Below are 18,751 nucleotides of genomic sequence, written 5' to 3' on the forward strand. Positions count from 1 at the left end.
GGAGGGTTTAATGGAAACGCTGCGCCGGATCGTCGAATCTTCAAAGTTCCAGAATTTCATCACTGCGGTCATTGCGATCAACGCGATCATTCTCGGACTTGAAACTTCCCAAACCGTCATGAATGCCGCCGGATCGATCCTGCATCTGCTTGATCAGATCGCGGTCGCGATTTTCGTCATCGAACTTCTGATGAAACTGGCCGTGTATCGGCTGGGCTTTTTCCGGCGATCATGGAACATCTTTGATTTTACGATTGTCGCCATCACCCTGCTGCCGATGGGGCAGGGCGTATCGGTATTGCGTGCCCTTCGAATCCTGCGTGCCTTCCGCCTGATCTCGACCGTACCCTCAATGCGCAAGGTCGTCGAAGCTCTGATGAAGGCCATTCCCGGTATGGTGTCGGTCCTGACCCTGCTGTTGCTGGTGTTTTATGTGTCTGCCGTCATGGCGACCAAGCTGTTCGGCTCGGGCTTCCCCGAATGGTTTGGCACCATCGGCGCGTCGCTTTATTCCCTGTTCCAGATCATGACGCTCGAAAGCTGGTCGATGGGAATCGTCCGCCCGGTTATGGAAATCTACCCGCTGGCGTGGCTGTTTTTCGTGCCTTTCATCCTGGTCACCACCTTTGCCGTTCTGAACCTGTTCATTGCAATCGTCGTCGATGCCATGGCCACCCATGTCGACGTCGAAGAAACGCAGACTCGCAATGAACTTGGCCTTGATCATCACGAAATCCTGCGGGAATTGCGGGAATTGCGTGCCGAAGTCACCCGTCTGGCCGACGGCAAAAAGGACATTGAAACGGTTCGCCAACCCGGCGAATAGCGCGCTATGCCTTGCTGAACCGCGGGTCAGCCCGCTGCTTTTATCCGGAAAATTAGCATTTCCCCATCAAAGGGGGTGGTTCTTTGCCCCAAACCTCGTCTAATCTTTCGACAAAATGTCGGGAGATCGGGGAATGAAGCTTACGTTTGCGGGGACAGGTTCGGCATTCTGTATGGCGGCTGACAATTTCCAGAGCAATATGGTTCTGGAAGCAGTTCAGCCCGGCAGTGACCAACCGGCACGCATGTTGATTGACTGTGGTTCAGATGCACGGCACTCGCTGCGCAATCTGGGCTATATGCCCAATGACTTTGATGCTGTTTATATCAGTCATCTGCATTCGGATCATATTGGCGGTCTGGAATGGATGGCACTGGCCAATTATTTCATTTTCGAAGGTCATCAGGCCAAACTGTTTGCCGTTCACGACCTGCTTGAACCGCTTTGGGAACACAGCCTGCGCGGCGGACTTCAGATCAGCGATCAGGGCAATAACAGCCTGTCATCCTATTTCAAGGTCAATGAACTCAGCCCGGCCAAGGGGTTTGACTGGCAAGGCGTGCATTTTGATGTCATCCCGGTTGAACATATCGTGACGTCCCAGGGGACGATGCTTTCCTACGCGCTGTTCGGGCATGGAAAAAAACAAAGCTTCTTCCTGACGACAGATGCGATTTTCAATCCTGATGCCCATATGCCGCTGTACCAGAAAGCAGATATCATTTTTCAGGACTGCGAACTTGGTCCCCGCCATTCAGGCGTTCATGCCCATTACGAACAGCTTGTGACTCTTCCCGACGATATCAAAGCCAAAATGTGGCTCTATCACTATCAGGCCTATCCAAAGCCCGATGCGGTTTCCGACGGCTTTTGCGGCTTTGTTGAACCGGGTCAAAGTTTCGAACTTGGCTAACGCCTTAAAGGCCGGGTACATTCTGCGTCAAAACGAGCAATAGGAACGGGCAAAAATCCGTTCCGACAAGAATACGGGACCCGTGAATGCCAAAGTCGGTTTTTGCCTATATCTGGCGCCACAGCAGCATACAGCAAATCATCCTGACCTTGGTCACGGTGATCTCCTTTCCATTTCTGTATTACTCGCTGGACCTGCCAAAGCTGATCGTCAACCAGGCAATCGGCGGCGCTGGCGAACCTTATGATGTTCTTGGCATCGAACTGAACCAGATCGAATATCTGTTCACCCTGTCTGGTATCTTTCTCGCACTGGTCTTCATCAATGGCGGGTTCAAATATTTCATCAACGTCTATGTCGGCGTGATGTCCGAACGGCTTTTGCGCCGGTTGCGCTATACCCTGTTTGAGCGGGTTCTGCGTTTTCCGCTGCCGCATTTCCGTAAAACCAGCCAGGGCGAAATCGTTTCCATGATCACCGCCGAAGCAGAACCGCTTGGCGGTTTCTTTGGCGAAGCGTTTTCGCTGCCGCTGTATCAGGGCGGTATTCTGGTCACGATCACGGCCTTTATCTTTATTCAGGACCCGTTGATGGGGCTGGCCGCGATTTCGTTTTATCCACTGCAAGGCTACCTGATCCCGAAACTGCAACGCCGCGTGAACCAGCTTGGCAAACAGCGCGTGCAGAACGTGCGCCGGATGTCTGAACATATCGGCGAAGTCGTTGCCGGTGCGACCGATATCCGCGCCCACGAAACGCAAGGTTTCGAGCTGACCCATTTCACCCAGCGGATGGGCCGGATTTTTGAAATCCGCAAGGAAATCTATTTCCGCAAATTCTTTATCAAGTTCCTGAACAACTTCATCGCCCAGATCACGCCGTTCTTCTTCTATTCGATTGGTGGCTATCTGGTGATCATGGGGGATCTCAGCTTCGGTGCGCTGGTCGCGGCCCTTGCCGCCTACAAGGATATGTCGGCCCCCTGGAAAGAGCTTCTGGCCTATTACCAGCGCCTTGCCGATGCCCGTATTAAATACGAACAGCTTCACGAACAGTTCGAACTGCCTGATCTTGGCCGTGAACACGAACTGATCGCGCCGAAATCCGAACGCCTGCCCGGACCGCTCGATGTCGCGGCCCTGTCATGGGTCGATGATGACGGCACCCGGGTTGTTGAAAATGTGTCGTTCAACATGTCTTTGCCGGGCTCGGCCCTTCTGACCGGCTCGGCTGACAGCGGAAAATCGCAACTGGCCCGCCTGATCGCGCGGTTACTGACCCCGACCGGTGGCCGCATCCAGTTCAGCGACCGCAATGCTGAAGACCTTCCGGCATCCACATTCGGGCAACGTCTGGCCTATATCGGCAATGACGCCTATCTGTTTAACGGCACCATCGCCGACAACCTGTTTTATGGCCTGAAACACCGTCCGATCCTTGCTATCAAAACCGGCGATGAAAAAGACGGTGACGGTGACGGCGATGATGAAAACCTGAAACTGCCGCTGCCGAAATTTGTCGACCATATCGAACTGACCGATCCGACCGATCTGCCATGGCGTCTGACCGACGAGATGTACGACGAAATCAAGCGGTCCGGGAATATCCCTTATGACCCGGCAGCAGAATGGATCGACTATATCGGTCCGGGCTTCAATTCAATTGATGAATTGAAGGCCGAACTGATGCGCCTGCTTGAAGTCGTGCAGCTTGATCGCGACATTTACCGCATCGGCCTGCAACGCCGCATTGATCCGAAAGAACGCCCGGATCTGGTCGAAGCCGTTCTGACGGCCCGCCCGAAACTCAAGGAAATCCTTGCCGAACGTGGCCTGTCCGATCTGGTCGAACCCTATGACATTGATCTTTACAACGACAACGCACCGGTCGGCGTCAACATTCTGTTTGGTGCCCCGGCACGGTCCGATTTCGAACGCACGGCATTTCTGTCGCATCCCTATATGCAGGAAGCCCTGCGCGAAACCGGGCTTTACGACGTCATGATCAGCATGGGCCGCGACACGCTTGATCTGATGGTCGAACTGTTTACCGGCCTGCCGCCCGGACACGAATTCTTTGACCGTTACAGCTTTATCTCGGCCGACGAACTGCCCGAGGTCAAAAACATGCTGAAACGGACCGACGGGGTCGCGATCAAGGATATGCGCGCCGAGGATAAGTTACGCCTCCTGGACGTCGCCATGAACCTGACCCCGGCACGCCATCGTTTGCGCGTCATCGATGATGAATTCCGCCAACTGGTCCTGAAAGCCCGGCCGAAATTCTATGGTAAACTGCCCGACGATCTGGCGGATATGATCGACTTCTTCAAGGTCGATGAATATGCCGCTGCGGCCCCGGTCATCGACAACCTTCTGTTCGGTCGTTTTGCCTATGGCCGTGCAAATTCCGAAGAACGTGTTGGCGAAGTGCTGTTTGAAATCGCCCATGAGGGCGGCCTTTACGAGGCGCTTGTCACACTTGGCCTTGATAGTCAGGTTGGTGTCGGCGGCAGCCGCGTTTCACAAAGCCTGCGTCAGAAAATCGCTCTGGTCCGTGCCCTGATCAAGAATCCCGATCTGATGGTTGTGGACGAAGCCCTTTCGGCATTGGACCGTGAAACACGCGAACAGGTCATTGACTGGCTGACCGGGCAATCCGAACATCGCAGTGTGATCTGGGTTGACGGTGATGAAACCGACAGCCAGCGTTTCGGAACCTATCTGCATATGGCGAACGGCAAAATCGTTAAACGCCAAAGCCATGCAATCGACGGTGCCACCGCCGAACAGGCCGAAGACGAAGTCGCCGAAACCCCATCTGATACAAATGATGGCAGCATCGAACAGGAAGTCCGGCTGCTTCGGACCATTCCGCTGTTTGCCGGCCTTGACCCCAGCGTGATCAAGCTGCTTGCCTTTACCAGCCCGCGTCTGACCTTCAAACGCGGCGAGGTTCTGGTCAAACAGGGCGACCCGGGGGATGCGGCCTTTATCGTGATTTCCGGGCGCGGTGAAATCTGGCTGACGACCGACGAAGCCCAGACGATTAAGCTTCGCGATGTCGAACCCAAGGAAGTCATTGGTGAAATCGCCCTTCTGGTCGATGCGCCGCGTTCCGCAACCATTCGCGCGGTCGAAGAAATGACGGTCCTGAAACTCGATAAAAACGAGTTCCTTGGCCTTGTCCGACAGGACCAGGCGGTTGCCGTTCAGCTGATCCGTGTTCTGGCACACCGTGTTGATGTCACCACCAAACAGCTTACCAGCCGCAGTGGCTGAGTGAATTACACTCGACCGGACCTGTTATGAACAAGCTTGCCTCCATCATCATCGCCGCTGTTTTCGCCATCGCCTTGCTTGGCGGAATGGCGGCAATGATCGGCGGCGGGCTTTTGGGTGCCATTGTCTTTATCATCGGCATCCCGGTCGCCTTTCCGATGTCCACCAGCATCGTTGTGCTGTTCTTTGCCGTGATCATCATCCGCACCGTCATCGAGAAACGGCGCGAACGCCGCGAAATGCGGGCTTTTCTCAAAGATAACGCCGACGATTAACCCCCAGCACGGCAGGCCAGCAGAAAAAACGTCTGCTTTCGAGCACGGCTTGCCAAAAAAACCGCATCAAATCACATCGAGTTCGGAGACCTCCTCTGCCAGCTTGTTGATAGCCTGCTGGCAGTTCAACAAACAGGGGCTGACGCCATAGGCGCGGCCTTGTTTCAAGGAGGTTTTCATGACGGCACAACTCAAAGAACAGCGCTGCGTGTCGTTAAGCCAGCTGTCCGATCTTCGGCTTCTGCGCGAACATGCTTATATCGACGGGCGCTGGTGCTCGGCCGACAATCGCCAGGTTATCGAAGTCACCAATCCGTTCGACGGTGCGTTTCTTGGAACTGTGCCCAATATGGGCATTGCCGAAACCCGTAACGCGATTGCCGCGGCCCATGCGGCCTTTCCGACATGGGCCGCCCTTCTGCCGCAGGATCGCGCCGCACGTCTGCGCCGCTGGTTTGATCTTCTGATCGAAAACAAGGAAGACCTGGCACTTCTAATGACGCTTGAACAGGGCAAACCGATTTCGGAATCCCGTGGCGAAATCGACTACGCCGCAAGCTTCATCGAATTTTTCGCCGAAGAAGCCAAACGGGTGAATGTCGAAAACATTTCGTCTCATCTTCCGGGCCGGAATATGAGTGTCAAACGCGAACCGGTTGGCGTCACCGCGGCAGTAACACCGTGGAACTTCCCGTGTGCGATGATCACGCGCAAGGCCGCGGCCGCACTGGCAGCCGGTTGCACCATGATTGTCCGCCCGGCGACCGAAACACCGTTTTCGGCCACCGCCCTTGCCGAACTGGCCGAACGGGCCGGTATCCCGGCCGGTGTCTTTAACGTCGTGACCGGCGATCCCAATCCGGTTGTCGGCGAACTTTGCGGCAACCCGGTTGTGCGTGCGCTATCCTTCACCGGCTCGACCGAAGTCGGCCGACTGCTTCTGTCGCAAGGTGCGCAGACCGTTAAAAAGATGTCGATGGAACTGGGCGGACATGCGCCGTTTATCCTGTTCCCCGATGTCGATCTGGATGAGGCTGTCAATCACGCGGTTGGGGCCAAATTCGCCACCAGCGGGCAGGATTGCCTTGCCGCCAACCGCATCTTTGTCCATCGTGATATCTATGATGCGTTCCTTGACAAATATGCCAAGGCAATCGGCGAACTGCGCGTTGGCAACGGGCTTGATGAAACCACCGAAATCGGTCCGCTCATGCATGATCGTGCAGTTGCCAAATGCGATGAACATGTTGCAGATGCCCGCGCCAAGGGTGCCCGTGTTCTGACCGGCGGCAAAAAGATGGGCGGGCTGTTCTATGCCCCGACCCTTCTGGCCGATGTGACCGAAGATATGAAAATCTATCACGAGGAAACCTTTGGCCCGGTTGCCCCTGTGATCCCGTTCGATACCGAAGAAGAAGTCATCAGCCGCGCCAATGATAGCGAATATGGTCTGGCAGCCTATGTCTATACCAGGGATCATGATCGCGCCGCGCGTGTTTCGAATGCACTTGAATACGGCATGGTCGCACTGAACTGCGTGAAAATCACCGGCGCACCGGTCCCGTTTGGCGGGGTCAAGCAATCCGGCCTTGGCCGCGAAGGGTCGCGCCACGGCCTCGAAGAATTCACAGAACTCAAATATGTCTGCGCCGCGTTCAAACAGTAACATGCGCAGCAGCCACCGCATTCACATGGGAGAAGCAAAATGAATGTCATCAAAAACACCACCGCCGATCTGCAGGAAATGGATCGCGCCCATTTCATGCATCCCTCGACCCATATGCGCCAGCACGCGGCGGGCGAAACCCCCAACCGCATCATCAATGGCGGCAAGGGGATTTACATCCATGATACCGAAGGCAAGGAATCGCTTGATGCCTTTGCCGGTCTTTACTGTGTGAATGTCGGTTATGGCCGCACCGAAATCGCCGATGCGATTTACGCCCAGGCCAAGGAACTGGCCTATTACCATACCTATGTCGGGCATGGGAACGAGCCGGTCATCCGCCTGTCGGATCGTATCGTCAAATCGGCACCAGAAGGCATGCAGCGCGTCTATTACGGCATGTCGGGGTCGGATGCGAACGAAACCAACATCAAACTGATCTGGTATTACAACAATATCCGCGGCCTGCCGCAGAAGAAGAAAATCATCTCGCGCTGGCGCGGTTACCACGGTTCGGGCATCATGACCGGCAGCCTTACGGGTCTGGCAGCCTTCCACAACGCGTTCGATCTGCCACGCGCGCCAATCCTGCACACCACCTGCCCGCATCACTACTGGAATGCCGACGCGGGCGAGACAGAGGCCGAATTTGCCAAACGCTGTGCCGATGATCTCGAAAAACTGATCCTGCGCGAAGGCCCGGAAACCGTTGCCGCCTTCATAGGCGAACCGGTCATGGGTACGGGCGGCATCATCACCCCGCCCGAAGGATACTGGGACGCGATCCAGAAGGTGCTGAACAAATATGATATTCTTCTGGTCGCCGACGAGGTTGTCACCGCCTTTGGCCGTACCGGGTCCTATTTCGGCTCGCACCATTACGGCATGAAGCCCGATCTGATCACGATTGCCAAGGGTGTTACATCTGGCTACCTGCCGCTTTCGGGGGTTATCATTGGCGAACGCGTCTGGAAGGTTCTGGAACAGGGGTCGGATCAGATGGGGCCGATCGGTCATGGCTGGACCTATTCCGCCCATCCGGTCTGTGCGGCTGCCGCCAATGCCAACCTTGATATTGTCGATGGTGAAAACCTGACCGGCAATGCGGCCGATACCGGGGGCTATTTCCAGAAACGCCTGCGCGAAACCTTTAACGAACATCCGCTGGTTGGCGAGGCGCGCGGTGTTGGCCTGATGGCGGCACTGGAATTTATCGCTGATAAAACCAAAAAGGAACGGTTCGATCCGAATGCGAAAATCGGCCCGCGCGTTTCGGCCGCCTGCCTTGAACGCGGCATGATTGCGCGCGCCATGCCGCATGGTGATATCCTGGGCTTCGCCCCACCGCTTTGCATCACCAAGGCCGAAATCGATAAGGTCATCGACATCGCCAAACAGGCCGTCGATGCCGTTGCTAACGAGGTCGCAAGCGGCAAGTAACCGGCATACCGACAAAGGACGCTCCCATCCGGTTGGTGCATTCTCCCGACCGGATGCTTTCAGAGGCCGGACCCATGCCGGCCTCTGTTTTTTGCGCTCAGCTATACGCTGGCACCGATTTGAATGCTTAAATCACGGCGGAAAACCGACCGCGTTTACCGCGTCCTCGATCCGTTTGGCCATGTCATCCTGTTCAAGCACAACCGGGCCTTTGCAGAAATAGCCAAGCTGAATGCTGCCGGTCAGCATGTTGATGAACAGTTCGGCAAACTGGCGCGGGGCAATCGCGCGCAGATTTGACGGCAAATGGATTTGCGTCATCAGCCTGGCCGCTTTTTCATAGGTTGCCTCCGGCCCGGCATTCCAGAAGATTTCCCCCAGCTCCGGGTGGGTCGGGGTGCGCGCAACAACATAACGATGCAGATCCATCACCGGGGCACGTAAAATGCCATCCGCAAAGGCCGTAGCTATGGCGATCAGGGTCGCACGCGGATTGTATGGCCAGACGGTGACCCCCTCCAAAGGATCGCGGGCACGTTCGCACAGCCACGCGACCATTGCACGTTCAAGCCCGATCTTGTCCCCGAAGTACCGATAGATGGTCGCCTTTGACGTCCCGGCACGCGTCGCTATCCGATCCACCGCCGTGCTGTCATCACGCATATCAAGCAGTTCTGTTGCGGCCGCCTCAAGGATCCGGGTACGGCGTTCCTGCTGTTTTGGGGTCAGGCTTTCGGCAGACATATAACCGGGCTCCTTGTTGCTGGTTTCGTCATCGGCATCGTCACAGGCATCAAGCGGGCGGGCTCATTCCGGACCGGAAGTTCCCCCAAGCACGTCGAACCGCCAAACAGAACTGTACGGTTCCGTTTCATGGCAATCCGTTTTGTAAATCCTTGAACGCGATCAGACCACATTTTTCATTTGTCAAAAACGAAACTGTACCGTACAGTTTCGTTTTGAGGGATCATTCTCAACATATGTCGGGGAAACCGCGATGAATAATTTGCCACGCATTTGCTGGACAGTTTCCGCCTGTCTGGGGCTTGCAGGTATGGTTTGGGGCATGCAGATGGCCGGAAGCGGCGATCACAGCAATCTTGCCGCCCACGCCCATCTCAATCTTCTGGGCTGGGTCAGTCTGGCGCTTTATGGCACCTATTACCGTCTGATCGGGCTGACACGCTCTAGAATCGCCAGCATTCAGGCTGGCTGCGCAATTGTCGGATCGGTCGTTATGGGCATCGGTATTGCCATCGCCCATCAGGGTGGCACCGAAGCCATCGCCATCATCGGGTCGCTTCTGACACTGGCGGGCGGGCGCGCTATTTGCCGCCATCACCTTCCAGCGCCCGCTTCGGATCAATAGCGGCCTGTGACAGGCACCCTCACCAAAAGCAGACAAAAAGAAACCCCTGCGGCCAACATTGCAGGGGTTTCCGATATCATCCCGCGAACGGGGAATTGCAGTCAGAGATAATTACATCTCGGTGCCGAATTCCTTGCGAAGCGCATTCAGCACCTCTTCGGTGTCGCCACCGACTTCGCTGACAAGGCTGTCACCGATTCCAGCCGATGCCTTTTTAAATGCGGCACGCTGTTCGTCATCAAGCTTGATGACTTCGATGCCCGGCTTGGCTTTCTTGATGCGATCAAGTGCCTCGGCATTTGCCTTTTCCTGGGCTTCGTAGATGAAGTCATCCAGTTCGGCTTTGACTTCCTTTAGCATTTCCTTGCGCTCGTCAGACAGGCCGTCATAGAAGGCGGCATTCGACACCACGGTGGTGGTGTATTGCTGCTGACCGGCATAAATCAGATAGTCGGTCACTTCATAGAATTTCGCACTTTCGATGAAGAAGATCGGGTTGACCTGTGCATCGATCACGCTGGTCTGGAGGCCGGAATAAACTTCACCCCACGGCAATGCCACCGGATCAGCACCGAAGGACTCATAGCTTTCGATCAGGATCGGCGACGTCATGACACGGAATTTCACCCCATCAAATTCGGACGGCTGGGTCACCTTTTTCTTGGTGGTCCAGACCATCTCGCCTTCGGGATACATGGTATAAAGCTTAAGACCCTTGGACTCAAAATCCTTCGACAGGCCGTCATAGATCGTCGGGCTGCCCGACAGGACTTCCTTGTTCACCTCGTTATCCTGCGACAGCAGGTAGGGAACGCCGAAAACCTGAATTTCCGGAACGAAGGTGCCCAGATGGCCCGGCGACGCGTTCGAGAACTGGACAGCCCCCGCCGTCGTCAGTTCGGTAATGTCGTTTTCCGTGCCCAACTGGCCATAGGTGTAGACGGTAACCGTCACATCACCGTTGGTTTTTTCCTCGACCAGGCGCTTGAATTCCTGTGCATACAGGTCCTGCACATCGCCCGGGCTTTCCTCATGCGCAAATTTCCATTCTTCGGCTTGGGCGGCTGTCCCGGCAACCGCAAAGATTGCGGCGGCAGACAAGGTCGCCTTGAAGAGCTTGTTCAAACTCATATCGAAGTCTCCCTTATTGTGCCGCGACGACCGGGATTTAACCCTTTATCGGCGGCGATTAGTTGGCACATCAATGTTATGAACGCGCAAAGTGTTGAAATGTTCCTGCATCAGGTCAATGTTAGTTTTGTATCATGACAAAATAACATTGACGTCTACACATTAACCCTCAGGTCATGTTAGGGTTGGGAAAACCCCCCAAGGGGGCACAAGGGTAGAAAAGGCTGGAAATCAACAGGATGTGGCTGCCAAATATTGACCTGAGCGGCGATACGGGACCGAAATACAAGGCCCTCGTCGAAGCGATCATCACCGATATCGAGGCCGGACGCCTTCGCCATGATGTCCGCATGCCGACCCATCGTGAACTGGCCTATCGGCTGCATGTCAGCGTGCAAACCGTCAGTGCGGCCTATAAGGAAGTAGAACGGCAGGGTTATCTCAGGTCCGAACGACGGCGCGGCACATTCGTCCAGGCACGCCTGACCGATCGCGCATCGACCTTCATTCTGGATAACCGCCAGCCCGACCTGATCGACCTGTCGATTGTGCGCACCGCCTATACCGATTTCCACAATGATCTGTCGCGCCAGATACACAGCAGACTGGCCGAGGAAACCCACCATAACTGGATGGAAAGCTGCCGCCCGGTCGCAGGGTTCGAATACCACCGCGAAATCGGCAGCAAATGGCTGGCATCGATGGGAATTTCAGCCGAGCTTCCCAATATCCTGATCACCAATGGCGCGGCACAGGGGGTCTTTACCGCCCTTGCCACCGTGGTTCAGCCCGATGATGTCGTGCTGACCGAAAGCCTGACCGATCATGGGGTTATCGGCACCGCCAGCATCCTGCGCTTCAAGCTGGGAGCATTGCCCACTGATGACGAGGGCATTCTGCCCGACGCGTTCGAACGCGAATGCCGTGCGCGCCACATCCGCGCCCTTGTCGTCACGCCGATCTATACCAACCCTACCAACTGCCTGATGGGGCTTGAACGGCGCAAACGAATCGCCGAGATCGCCGAGCATTACGGTGTTTATGTCATCGAAGACGACGTCTATCGCCCTCTTCTTGAACAAAACCTGCCACCAATCACAAGCTTCCTTCCGCGTCTGGGCTTCCACGTTTCCAGCCTGACCAAGATCGTCATGCCGGGACTTCGCACCGGTTTTCTGGTCGTACCACAGCACCTGTCGATCCGTGCCAGCAGCGTTTTGCGAGTCACCGGATGGATGGGCACCCCATTAATGGCCGAGATCGGCGCACGCTGGATTGCCGATGGCACCGTCGAACAGGCGGTAACGGTCCAACGCGCCCTGATGCGTGAAAGACAGGCCCTTGTTGCGGAAATACTGGGTGATGCCGTCGTCCGCCATCACCCCACATCGCTCAGTGCCTGGGTGCGTATCCCACATCACTGGCAGGAGGAATGGTTTGCCTCGGAACTGCGGAAAAACGGGGTTGCGGTAACGATTTCCGATCCCTTCATGACCGTCAAGATCCCCCGCCCGAATGCCATCCGGATTTGTGTCGGCGGGGCGGTGGATACCCCGTCCCTGCATCACGGCCTCATGCAGATCCGTCATACGATGGAACAGATGCCGGGTGTCCATGCCTTCGACGTTATGTATTGATTTTTGTGTCATGACAAAAATCTGATTGAACCGTCACAAACCGTTTTTATTCTGACTGTCTGGCGCGAAGCGAACAGGAAACGTGTGGGAGGGAACCAATAACCACACACAACGTTCAGCAAGAATGTCTCGCACGCGCATCATGGAGGTCGTATGTCAGATTCTAACGGGGAGGCTCCCGCGCCGAAAGGCGGGGTGCTATCGGTGCTGAAACGACTTGATGACGGTTTATCCGTTGTCGAGCGTCAGTTACTGGGGTGGAGCATCGTGGTCATGGCCGTGAATACGGTCGCCAATGTGATCATGCGGCTGGGTTTCAGTTCGAGCATCTTCTTTTCCGAAGAGCTCAATCAATTTCTGATCATTCTTGTCACATTCGTCGGCATCAGCGAAGCCGCCCGCATGGGGCGCCATATCCGCATGTCGGCCTTTACCGATATGCTGGGTCCGCAGGCCAGCAAGATCATGATGATCATCATCACGCTGGGCACGGCGGCCCTTCTGTTTCTTCTGGCATGGTATTCTATCGGCTATGTTTCATCGCTGATCCAGTCCAACCGCCTGACGCCTGCCCTTCGCATTCCCTACTATCTGACCGTCCTCATCGTACCCTTTGGCTTAACCGTCACGGGGATCCAGTTCGTACTTGCCGCGGTAACGAATATCGTCAGACCCGGAACGCATCTGTCGTACCGGGTTGAAGATACGTTCTCCGAAGCTGACGACCATCATCTGTAGGGGGACGGAAAAATGGATCTTGGAACCACAATTCTCATTGTGATGCTCGTCCTTCTGGTGCTGGGTTTCCCGATGATGGTGCCGCTGACCATGGCCAGCGTCGTCGCCTTTACCTTCTACATGCCGATTGATCCCAAAATTCTGATCCAGCAAATGGTGACCGGGATTTCACCGGTGGCACTGATTGCCGTGCCGATGTTCATCTTTGCCGCCGATATCGTGACAAAGGGGCATACGGCCAACCGGCTGATTGATCTTGCCATGACCTTTGTCGGTCATGTGCGCGGCGGCCTTGCGGTTACCACTGCCCTTGGTTGTACGCTGTTTGGCGCGGTGTCGGGTTCGACACAGGCAACCGTGGTGGCGATGGGCGGACCATTGCGCCCGAAAATGCTTAAGGCAGGCTACAAAGACAGCTTTGCCATGGCCCTGATCATCAATGCCAGTGACATCGCGTTTCTGATCCCGCCCTCCATCGGCATGATCGTGTTTGGCGTCGTCGGCAAGGTATCCATCGGCGAACTGTTCCTCGCCGGGATCGGCCCAGGCATTCTGATCCTGCTGATGTTTTCGGCCTATTGCGTGTACTACGCGAAAAGGAACAACATCCCGACCATCCCGCGCATGAGCTGGGCGGAACGCGGCAAGGCGGTCGTCAATGCCGGTCCGGCCATCATGTTCCCGGTTCTGATTGTTGGCGGCATCTATCTCGGCTGGGTCAGCCCGACCGAAGTCGCCGCCGTTTCCGTGGTCTATGCCGTCATCCTTGAGGTTCTGATCTTCAAGTCGGTGAAATGGTCGGAAATGCTGGAAATCGCCCGTTCGACCGGCCTGATCACCGCCGTGGTCTTCATCCTTGTCGGCGCGGGTACAACTTTCTCCTTCGTGATTTCCTTTGCCCAGATCCCACAGCACGTGATCGGTGCATTGGGCCTTGAAGGCGCGAACAGCTATCTGATCCTGGCTGCAATCTGCATCGCGTTCTTTATCGGTTGCATGTTCGTTGATCCGATTGTGGTCATTCTGGTTCTGACACCGATCTTCATGCCGCTGGTGCGCGATGCCGGGCTTGATCCGGTGCTGGTCGGTACATTGGTGACCCTGCAGGTCGCCATCGGGTCGGCAACGCCACCATTTGGCTGCGATATTTTCACCGCCATCGCGATCTTCAGGCGACCTTATTACGAGGTCATCCGGGGCACGCCGCCCTTTATCTTCATGCTTCTGCTGGCCGCCGTGATTCTGGTTTTTGTTCCGCAGATCGCATTGTTCCTGCCGACCATGGCATTCCGTTAACCGGCAGGGATCCGGGATCGTCCCGGAAAAGACGAACCACAAGATCAAACCGGGGTGCGGGCAATCATTGCCCCGCCCCATCAAGGAGTTCAGGACGATGTCCGTTGCCCCCGCGGTCACGCCAGAGCCGGTAGACCTGTCCTATTTGCCTGATCCGGTTGCCCCGGCCGGGCGGATCGGGCTGATTACGCTCGCCACCGATTTCAACAGCGAGGATGACCTGCGCCGCATCATCCCCCACGATGTCGGGCTGTTCACCACCCGCATTGAAAATGCCAATCCCATCACCGTCGACACCCTGCGCAGCATGGCCGACGATCTGCCACGTGCCGCACGCACACTGTTGCCGGGCTATGGGGTGGATGTTGCCATTTTCGGCTGCACGTCGGGCACGGCGGTCAATGGATCGGACCGGATCGAAGCCCTGATCAACAAGGGAATGCCGGGCACGGTGGTGACCAATCCGTTGCTGGCAACAGATGTCGCATTGCGAACAATCGGTGCGCAAAAAATCGCCGTGGTCGCCCCCTATGTTCTGGATGTCACCCGATCCGTTGCCGAACAACTGATCGCGCGCGGTTTCGATGTGACCCGGCTGCTGGGTTTCGGGCTTGAAAACGACATTGATATGACCGCAATCCCGCCCGATGCCCTGTTGGCTGCGGCATTACAGGCCAACAGCCCAGACGCCGATGCCGTGTTCATTTCCTGCACGGCCATCCGCTCGGCCGAGATTGCCGAACGTGCGGAAAAGCTTCTGGGCAAGCCCGTGATCACCAGCAATCAGGCCATGATCTGGCATGCGCTGCATCTGATGAAATACGACAAACCGGTCACGGGGTTCGGAACCCTGTTTGACCACGCCCCACACAAATCGTAACGAGGTCGCCATGAAGGAACCCATCACACTTGGTGATGTCCTTTCTGCCAGCAAGACCATCGCGGGCCATGTGATCCATACACCACTGCGCCCGTCTGCCAGCCTGTATGAGCGGATCGGATCGCCCGTGTGGCTGAAATGCGAACACCAGCAATATACCGGCAGCTTCAAACTGCGCGGGGCGGCAAACGCCGTTCTGAAACTGTCGCCCGAACAGAAGGAAAAGGGCGTTGTCGGCGTATCGACCGGCAATTATGGCCGCGCCCTTGCCAATGCGGCGCGCAATGCCGGGGTGCGCGCCGTCATCTGCATGTCCGAACTGGTCCCGAAAAACAAGGTCGAAGGCATCCGCGCCCAGGGTGCCGAAATTTGCATTTCCGGCACCTCGCAGGACGAAGCCCAAAAGGAAGTAGACCGTCTGGTTGCGGAAAAGGGCATGACCATGCTGCCCCCCTTTGACCATGCCGACATCATCGCCGGGCAGGGAACCCTTGGCCTTGAAGTTCTGGAACAGCTTCCGGAAACGAACACGCTTCTGGTGCCGTTATCCGGCGGCGGGCTTCTGGCGGGTGTGGCACTGGCCGCAAAGTCAATCAATCCGGCGATCCGGGTTGTCGGCATTTCGATGGAACGCGGCTGTGCCATGATCACAAGCCTGCAGGAAGGCAAACCGACCGCGGTTCGGGAACTGCCGACACTGGCCGACAGCCTTGGCGGCGGCATCGGGCAAAACAACCAGTACACCTTCGATATGTGTGCCGATCTGACCGATGACTTTGTTCTGGTGAACGAAGCCCAGATCGCCGACGGCATCCGGGCCGCCTATCACGATGACCAGCAGGTGATCGAAGGGGCGGCTGCCGTTGGCATCGCGGCCCTTCGCGCCGGGCTGATCGATAATCCCGGCACCACGGTCGTTCTGTCGACCGGCTGCAATATCGATATGGATTTGCATAAACGTATTGTCGGCGGCGAAGACGTCGACCTGATGGCGGAGTAATCGATATGCCCAACATCAGAATTCTGACCGAAACCGACCTTCGCAACGTGATCACCCTTGATACCGATGCAATCGCCTGTATCGAAAACGCCTTTCTGGCCCTGGCGACCAAGGATGTGCGGATGCCGCCGATCCTTCGGCTTGATATCGACGACCACAATGGCGAGGTCGATGTCAAAACCGCCTATGTGCCGGGGCTCGACAGTTTCGCAATCAAGATCAGCCCCGGTTTCTTTGACAATCCGAAACTCGGCCTGCCGTCGGTCAACGGATTGATGAACCTTTTTTCGGCCAAAACCGGCCTGCTCGAAGCCGTGATGCTCGATAACGGTTATCTGACCGATGTGCGCACCGCCGCCGCCGGGGGTGTCGCCGCCAAACATTTGGCACGCAAGGATGCAAAACATGCCGCGATCTTCGGGGCCGGGGTGCAGGCGAAACTGCAGCTCAAGACGCTTAAACTGGTACGCGGCATCACATCGGCCACCATCTGGGCACGCGACATGGCCAAGGCCGAACTCTGTGCCGCCGCCTGCGCCAGCGAGCTTGGCCTTTCCGTAACCGCAACGCCCGATGGCCGGGCCGCGGCACAGGATGCCGACATTATTGTCACCACCACCCCCGCACGTGAACCGGTCCTTTTGTCGGACTGGGTCAAACCCGGCACCCATGTCACCGCGATGGGGTCGGATGCGGAACATAAAAACGAAATCGACCCGGCATTGATCGGCCGGGCAGACCTTTATGTGTGCGACAGCCTCTCGCAATGCCGGATTCTGGGCGAACTGCATCACGCCATTGATGCCCAGATCATCAAGGCCGACCACACATTTTCAGAACTGGGGCAGGTTATCGCCGGATCGGCATCTGGACGTAGGTCCGATGATGCGATCACGGTTGCCGATCTGACCGGTACGGGTGTCCAAGACACCGCAATCGCCACTCTCGCCCGTGCCCGCTGCGATGCAGCCAAGGCCGGGACCGAGATCACGTCGTAATAACAAAGGGAAACAGGGTCAGGAAAAACTGAAACCCCGCCTTTTTTTGGAGGCCTGCAATGAGCCAGGTTGAATTGAATTTCACGCGCGAGGAATATGCCGAGCGTCTGGAAAAAACAAAAAAAGCCATGGTGGAAAAGGGGCTCGATCTTTTGATCGTGACCGATCCATCAAACATGGCCTGGCTGACCGGCTATGACGGCTGGTCGTTTTATGTTCACCAATGCGTCCTCGTCCCGATCGAAGATGATCCGATCTGGTTCGGCCGGTCGCAGGACGCAAACGGGGCAAAGCGCACGGTCTATATGACCCATGACCGCATCATCCCCTATGCCGACTACTATGTGCAATCGACCACCCATCACCCGATGGATTACCTGTCCGAGGTGATCGAACATCGCGGCTGGGGCACGCGCAATATCGGTGTTGAAATGGATAACTACTATTTCTCCGCCAGATGTTACGCCCAATTGCAGGCCCATCTGCCCAATGCAAAGTTCCATGATGCCACGGCACTTGTGAACTGGCAGCGTGCCGTAAAATCCGAGACCGAGATTTTCTATATGCGCCAGGCTGCCCGCATCGTCGAAAACATGCATGAACGCATTTTCGAAGTTGTCGAACCGGGCATGAAGAAAAACGAACTGGTTGCCGAAATCTATCGTTCCGGGATTGTCGGCATTGACGGGATCGGCGGGGATTATCCGGCGATTGTGCCGTTGCTGCCATCGGGTGCCGATGCCGGTGCACCGCATCTGACCTGGGATGACAAACCGATCCCCGGCGATGCCGGGACGTTTTTCGAGATTGCCGGTTGCTATAAACGCTATCATGCGCCGCTATCGCGCACGGTCTATCTGGGGCAGCCCGAACAGCGTTTCCTTGATGCCGAAAGTGCCCTGATCGAAGGCCTTCAGGCCGGGCTGGAAGCCGCCAAACCCGGCAATGTCTGCGAAGACATCGCCATTGCCTTCTTTGGCGTGCTGCAAAAATACGGCATCCACAAAGATAGCCGGTGCGGATACCCCATCGGGCTTTCCTATCCGCCCGACTGGGGCGAACGCACCATGAGCCTGCGCCCCGGTGACCGCACGGTTCTTGAACCCGGCATGACATTCCATTTCATGCCCGGACTCTGGTTTGATGACTGGGGGATCGAGATCACCGAAAGCATGATGATCACGGAAACCGGCAGCAAGACACTGACCAGTTATCCAAGGCAGCTATTCGTCAAAAACTGACGCGAATACCGCCGATCACAATCGCATCGCAGATAAAATGCCGGTGCAAGACTGACACGC

General features: G+C 56.3%; 16 protein-coding genes. 14 read left to right on the forward strand and 2 right to left on the reverse strand.

Going from position 1 to position 18,751, the window contains the following annotated elements:
- Window positions 1–10 precede the first annotated feature (10 nt).
- The 6 genes from TH468_RS03185 to TH468_RS03210 all read left to right on the forward strand — a co-directional run bounded on the left by TH468_RS03185 (window position 11) and on the right by TH468_RS03210 (window position 8,401).
- Window positions 11–826 carry an ion transporter gene (locus TH468_RS03185; protein WP_085642155.1) on the forward strand — a complete coding sequence of 272 codons (816 nt, stop codon included), beginning with the start codon at window positions 11–13 and terminating at the stop codon, window positions 824–826.
- Between the two features lie 133 nt (window positions 827–959).
- On the forward strand, window positions 960–1,739 hold the full coding sequence (locus TH468_RS03190; protein WP_085642156.1) for an MBL fold metallo-hydrolase: 780 nt from the start codon (window positions 960–962) through the stop codon (window positions 1,737–1,739).
- Window positions 1,740–1,825: 86 nt separating this feature from the next.
- A complete protein-coding gene (locus TH468_RS03195) occupies window positions 1,826–5,020 on the forward strand; it encodes an ABC transporter transmembrane domain-containing protein (RefSeq protein ID WP_085642157.1) in 3,195 nt (1,064 codons plus the stop codon).
- A 26-nt stretch (window positions 5,021–5,046) separates the two neighbouring features.
- Window positions 5,047–5,295 carry a hypothetical protein gene (locus TH468_RS03200; protein WP_007088936.1) on the forward strand — a complete coding sequence of 83 codons (249 nt, stop codon included), beginning with the start codon at window positions 5,047–5,049 and terminating at the stop codon, window positions 5,293–5,295.
- Window positions 5,296–5,473: 178 nt separating this feature from the next.
- Window positions 5,474–6,961, forward strand: coding sequence for an NAD-dependent succinate-semialdehyde dehydrogenase (locus tag TH468_RS03205; protein ID WP_085642158.1), 1,488 nt, complete (start codon window positions 5,474–5,476; stop codon window positions 6,959–6,961).
- A 39-nt stretch (window positions 6,962–7,000) separates the two neighbouring features.
- Window positions 7,001–8,401 carry an aspartate aminotransferase family protein gene (locus tag TH468_RS03210; protein WP_085642159.1) on the forward strand — a complete coding sequence of 467 codons (1,401 nt, stop codon included), beginning with the start codon at window positions 7,001–7,003 and terminating at the stop codon, window positions 8,399–8,401.
- A gap of 132 nt (window positions 8,402–8,533) precedes the next feature.
- Here TH468_RS03210 and TH468_RS03215 read toward each other — a convergent pair whose 3' ends face one another.
- Entirely contained in the window at window positions 8,534–9,145 is a 612-nt protein-coding gene (locus TH468_RS03215; protein ID WP_085642160.1) for a TetR/AcrR family transcriptional regulator, read from the reverse strand.
- Between the two features lie 253 nt (window positions 9,146–9,398).
- Here TH468_RS03215 and TH468_RS03220 point away from each other — a divergent pair, with 253 nt between their 5' ends.
- Window positions 9,399–9,770, forward strand: coding sequence for a hypothetical protein (locus tag TH468_RS03220; protein WP_085642161.1), 372 nt, complete (start codon window positions 9,399–9,401; stop codon window positions 9,768–9,770).
- A gap of 111 nt (window positions 9,771–9,881) precedes the next feature.
- Here TH468_RS03220 and dctP read toward each other — a convergent pair whose 3' ends face one another.
- Complete coding sequence (gene dctP, locus TH468_RS03225) at window positions 9,882–10,901, reverse strand: TRAP transporter substrate-binding protein DctP (protein ID WP_085642162.1); 1,020 nt, start codon at window positions 10,899–10,901, stop codon at window positions 9,882–9,884.
- Between the two features lie 239 nt (window positions 10,902–11,140).
- Here dctP and TH468_RS03230 point away from each other — a divergent pair, with 239 nt between their 5' ends.
- From TH468_RS03230 to doeA, 7 genes are all read left to right on the forward strand, one after another.
- Window positions 11,141–12,538, forward strand: coding sequence for a PLP-dependent aminotransferase family protein (locus tag TH468_RS03230; RefSeq protein ID WP_085642163.1), 1,398 nt, complete (start codon window positions 11,141–11,143; stop codon window positions 12,536–12,538).
- A 153-nt stretch (window positions 12,539–12,691) separates the two neighbouring features.
- Complete coding sequence (locus TH468_RS03235; RefSeq protein WP_246832198.1) at window positions 12,692–13,276, forward strand: TRAP transporter small permease; 585 nt, start codon at window positions 12,692–12,694, stop codon at window positions 13,274–13,276.
- A 12-nt stretch (window positions 13,277–13,288) separates the two neighbouring features.
- Window positions 13,289–14,572: a TRAP transporter large permease gene (locus TH468_RS03240; RefSeq protein ID WP_085642165.1), complete on the forward strand. Its 1,284-nt coding sequence runs from the start codon at window positions 13,289–13,291 to the stop codon at window positions 14,570–14,572.
- Between the two features lie 97 nt (window positions 14,573–14,669).
- A complete protein-coding gene (locus tag TH468_RS03245; protein WP_085642166.1) occupies window positions 14,670–15,452 on the forward strand; it encodes an Asp/Glu racemase in 783 nt (260 codons plus the stop codon).
- Window positions 15,453–15,462: 10 nt separating this feature from the next.
- The gene (eutB, locus tag TH468_RS03250) at window positions 15,463–16,452 is read left to right on the forward strand and encodes a hydroxyectoine utilization dehydratase EutB (protein ID WP_085642167.1); all 990 of its coding nucleotides are present in this window, start codon (window positions 15,463–15,465) and stop codon (window positions 16,450–16,452) included.
- Between the two features lie 5 nt (window positions 16,453–16,457).
- Window positions 16,458–17,450, forward strand: coding sequence for an ectoine utilization protein EutC (gene eutC, locus TH468_RS03255; RefSeq protein WP_085642168.1), 993 nt, complete (start codon window positions 16,458–16,460; stop codon window positions 17,448–17,450).
- A gap of 59 nt (window positions 17,451–17,509) precedes the next feature.
- On the forward strand, window positions 17,510–18,691 hold the full coding sequence (gene doeA / locus TH468_RS03260) for an ectoine hydrolase DoeA (protein ID WP_071239610.1): 1,182 nt from the start codon (window positions 17,510–17,512) through the stop codon (window positions 18,689–18,691).
- Window positions 18,692–18,751 lie beyond the last annotated feature (60 nt).

The organism is Thalassospira sp. MCCC 1A03138 (assembly GCF_002115785.1).
GTDB lineage: Bacteria > Pseudomonadota > Alphaproteobacteria > Rhodospirillales > Thalassospiraceae > Thalassospira.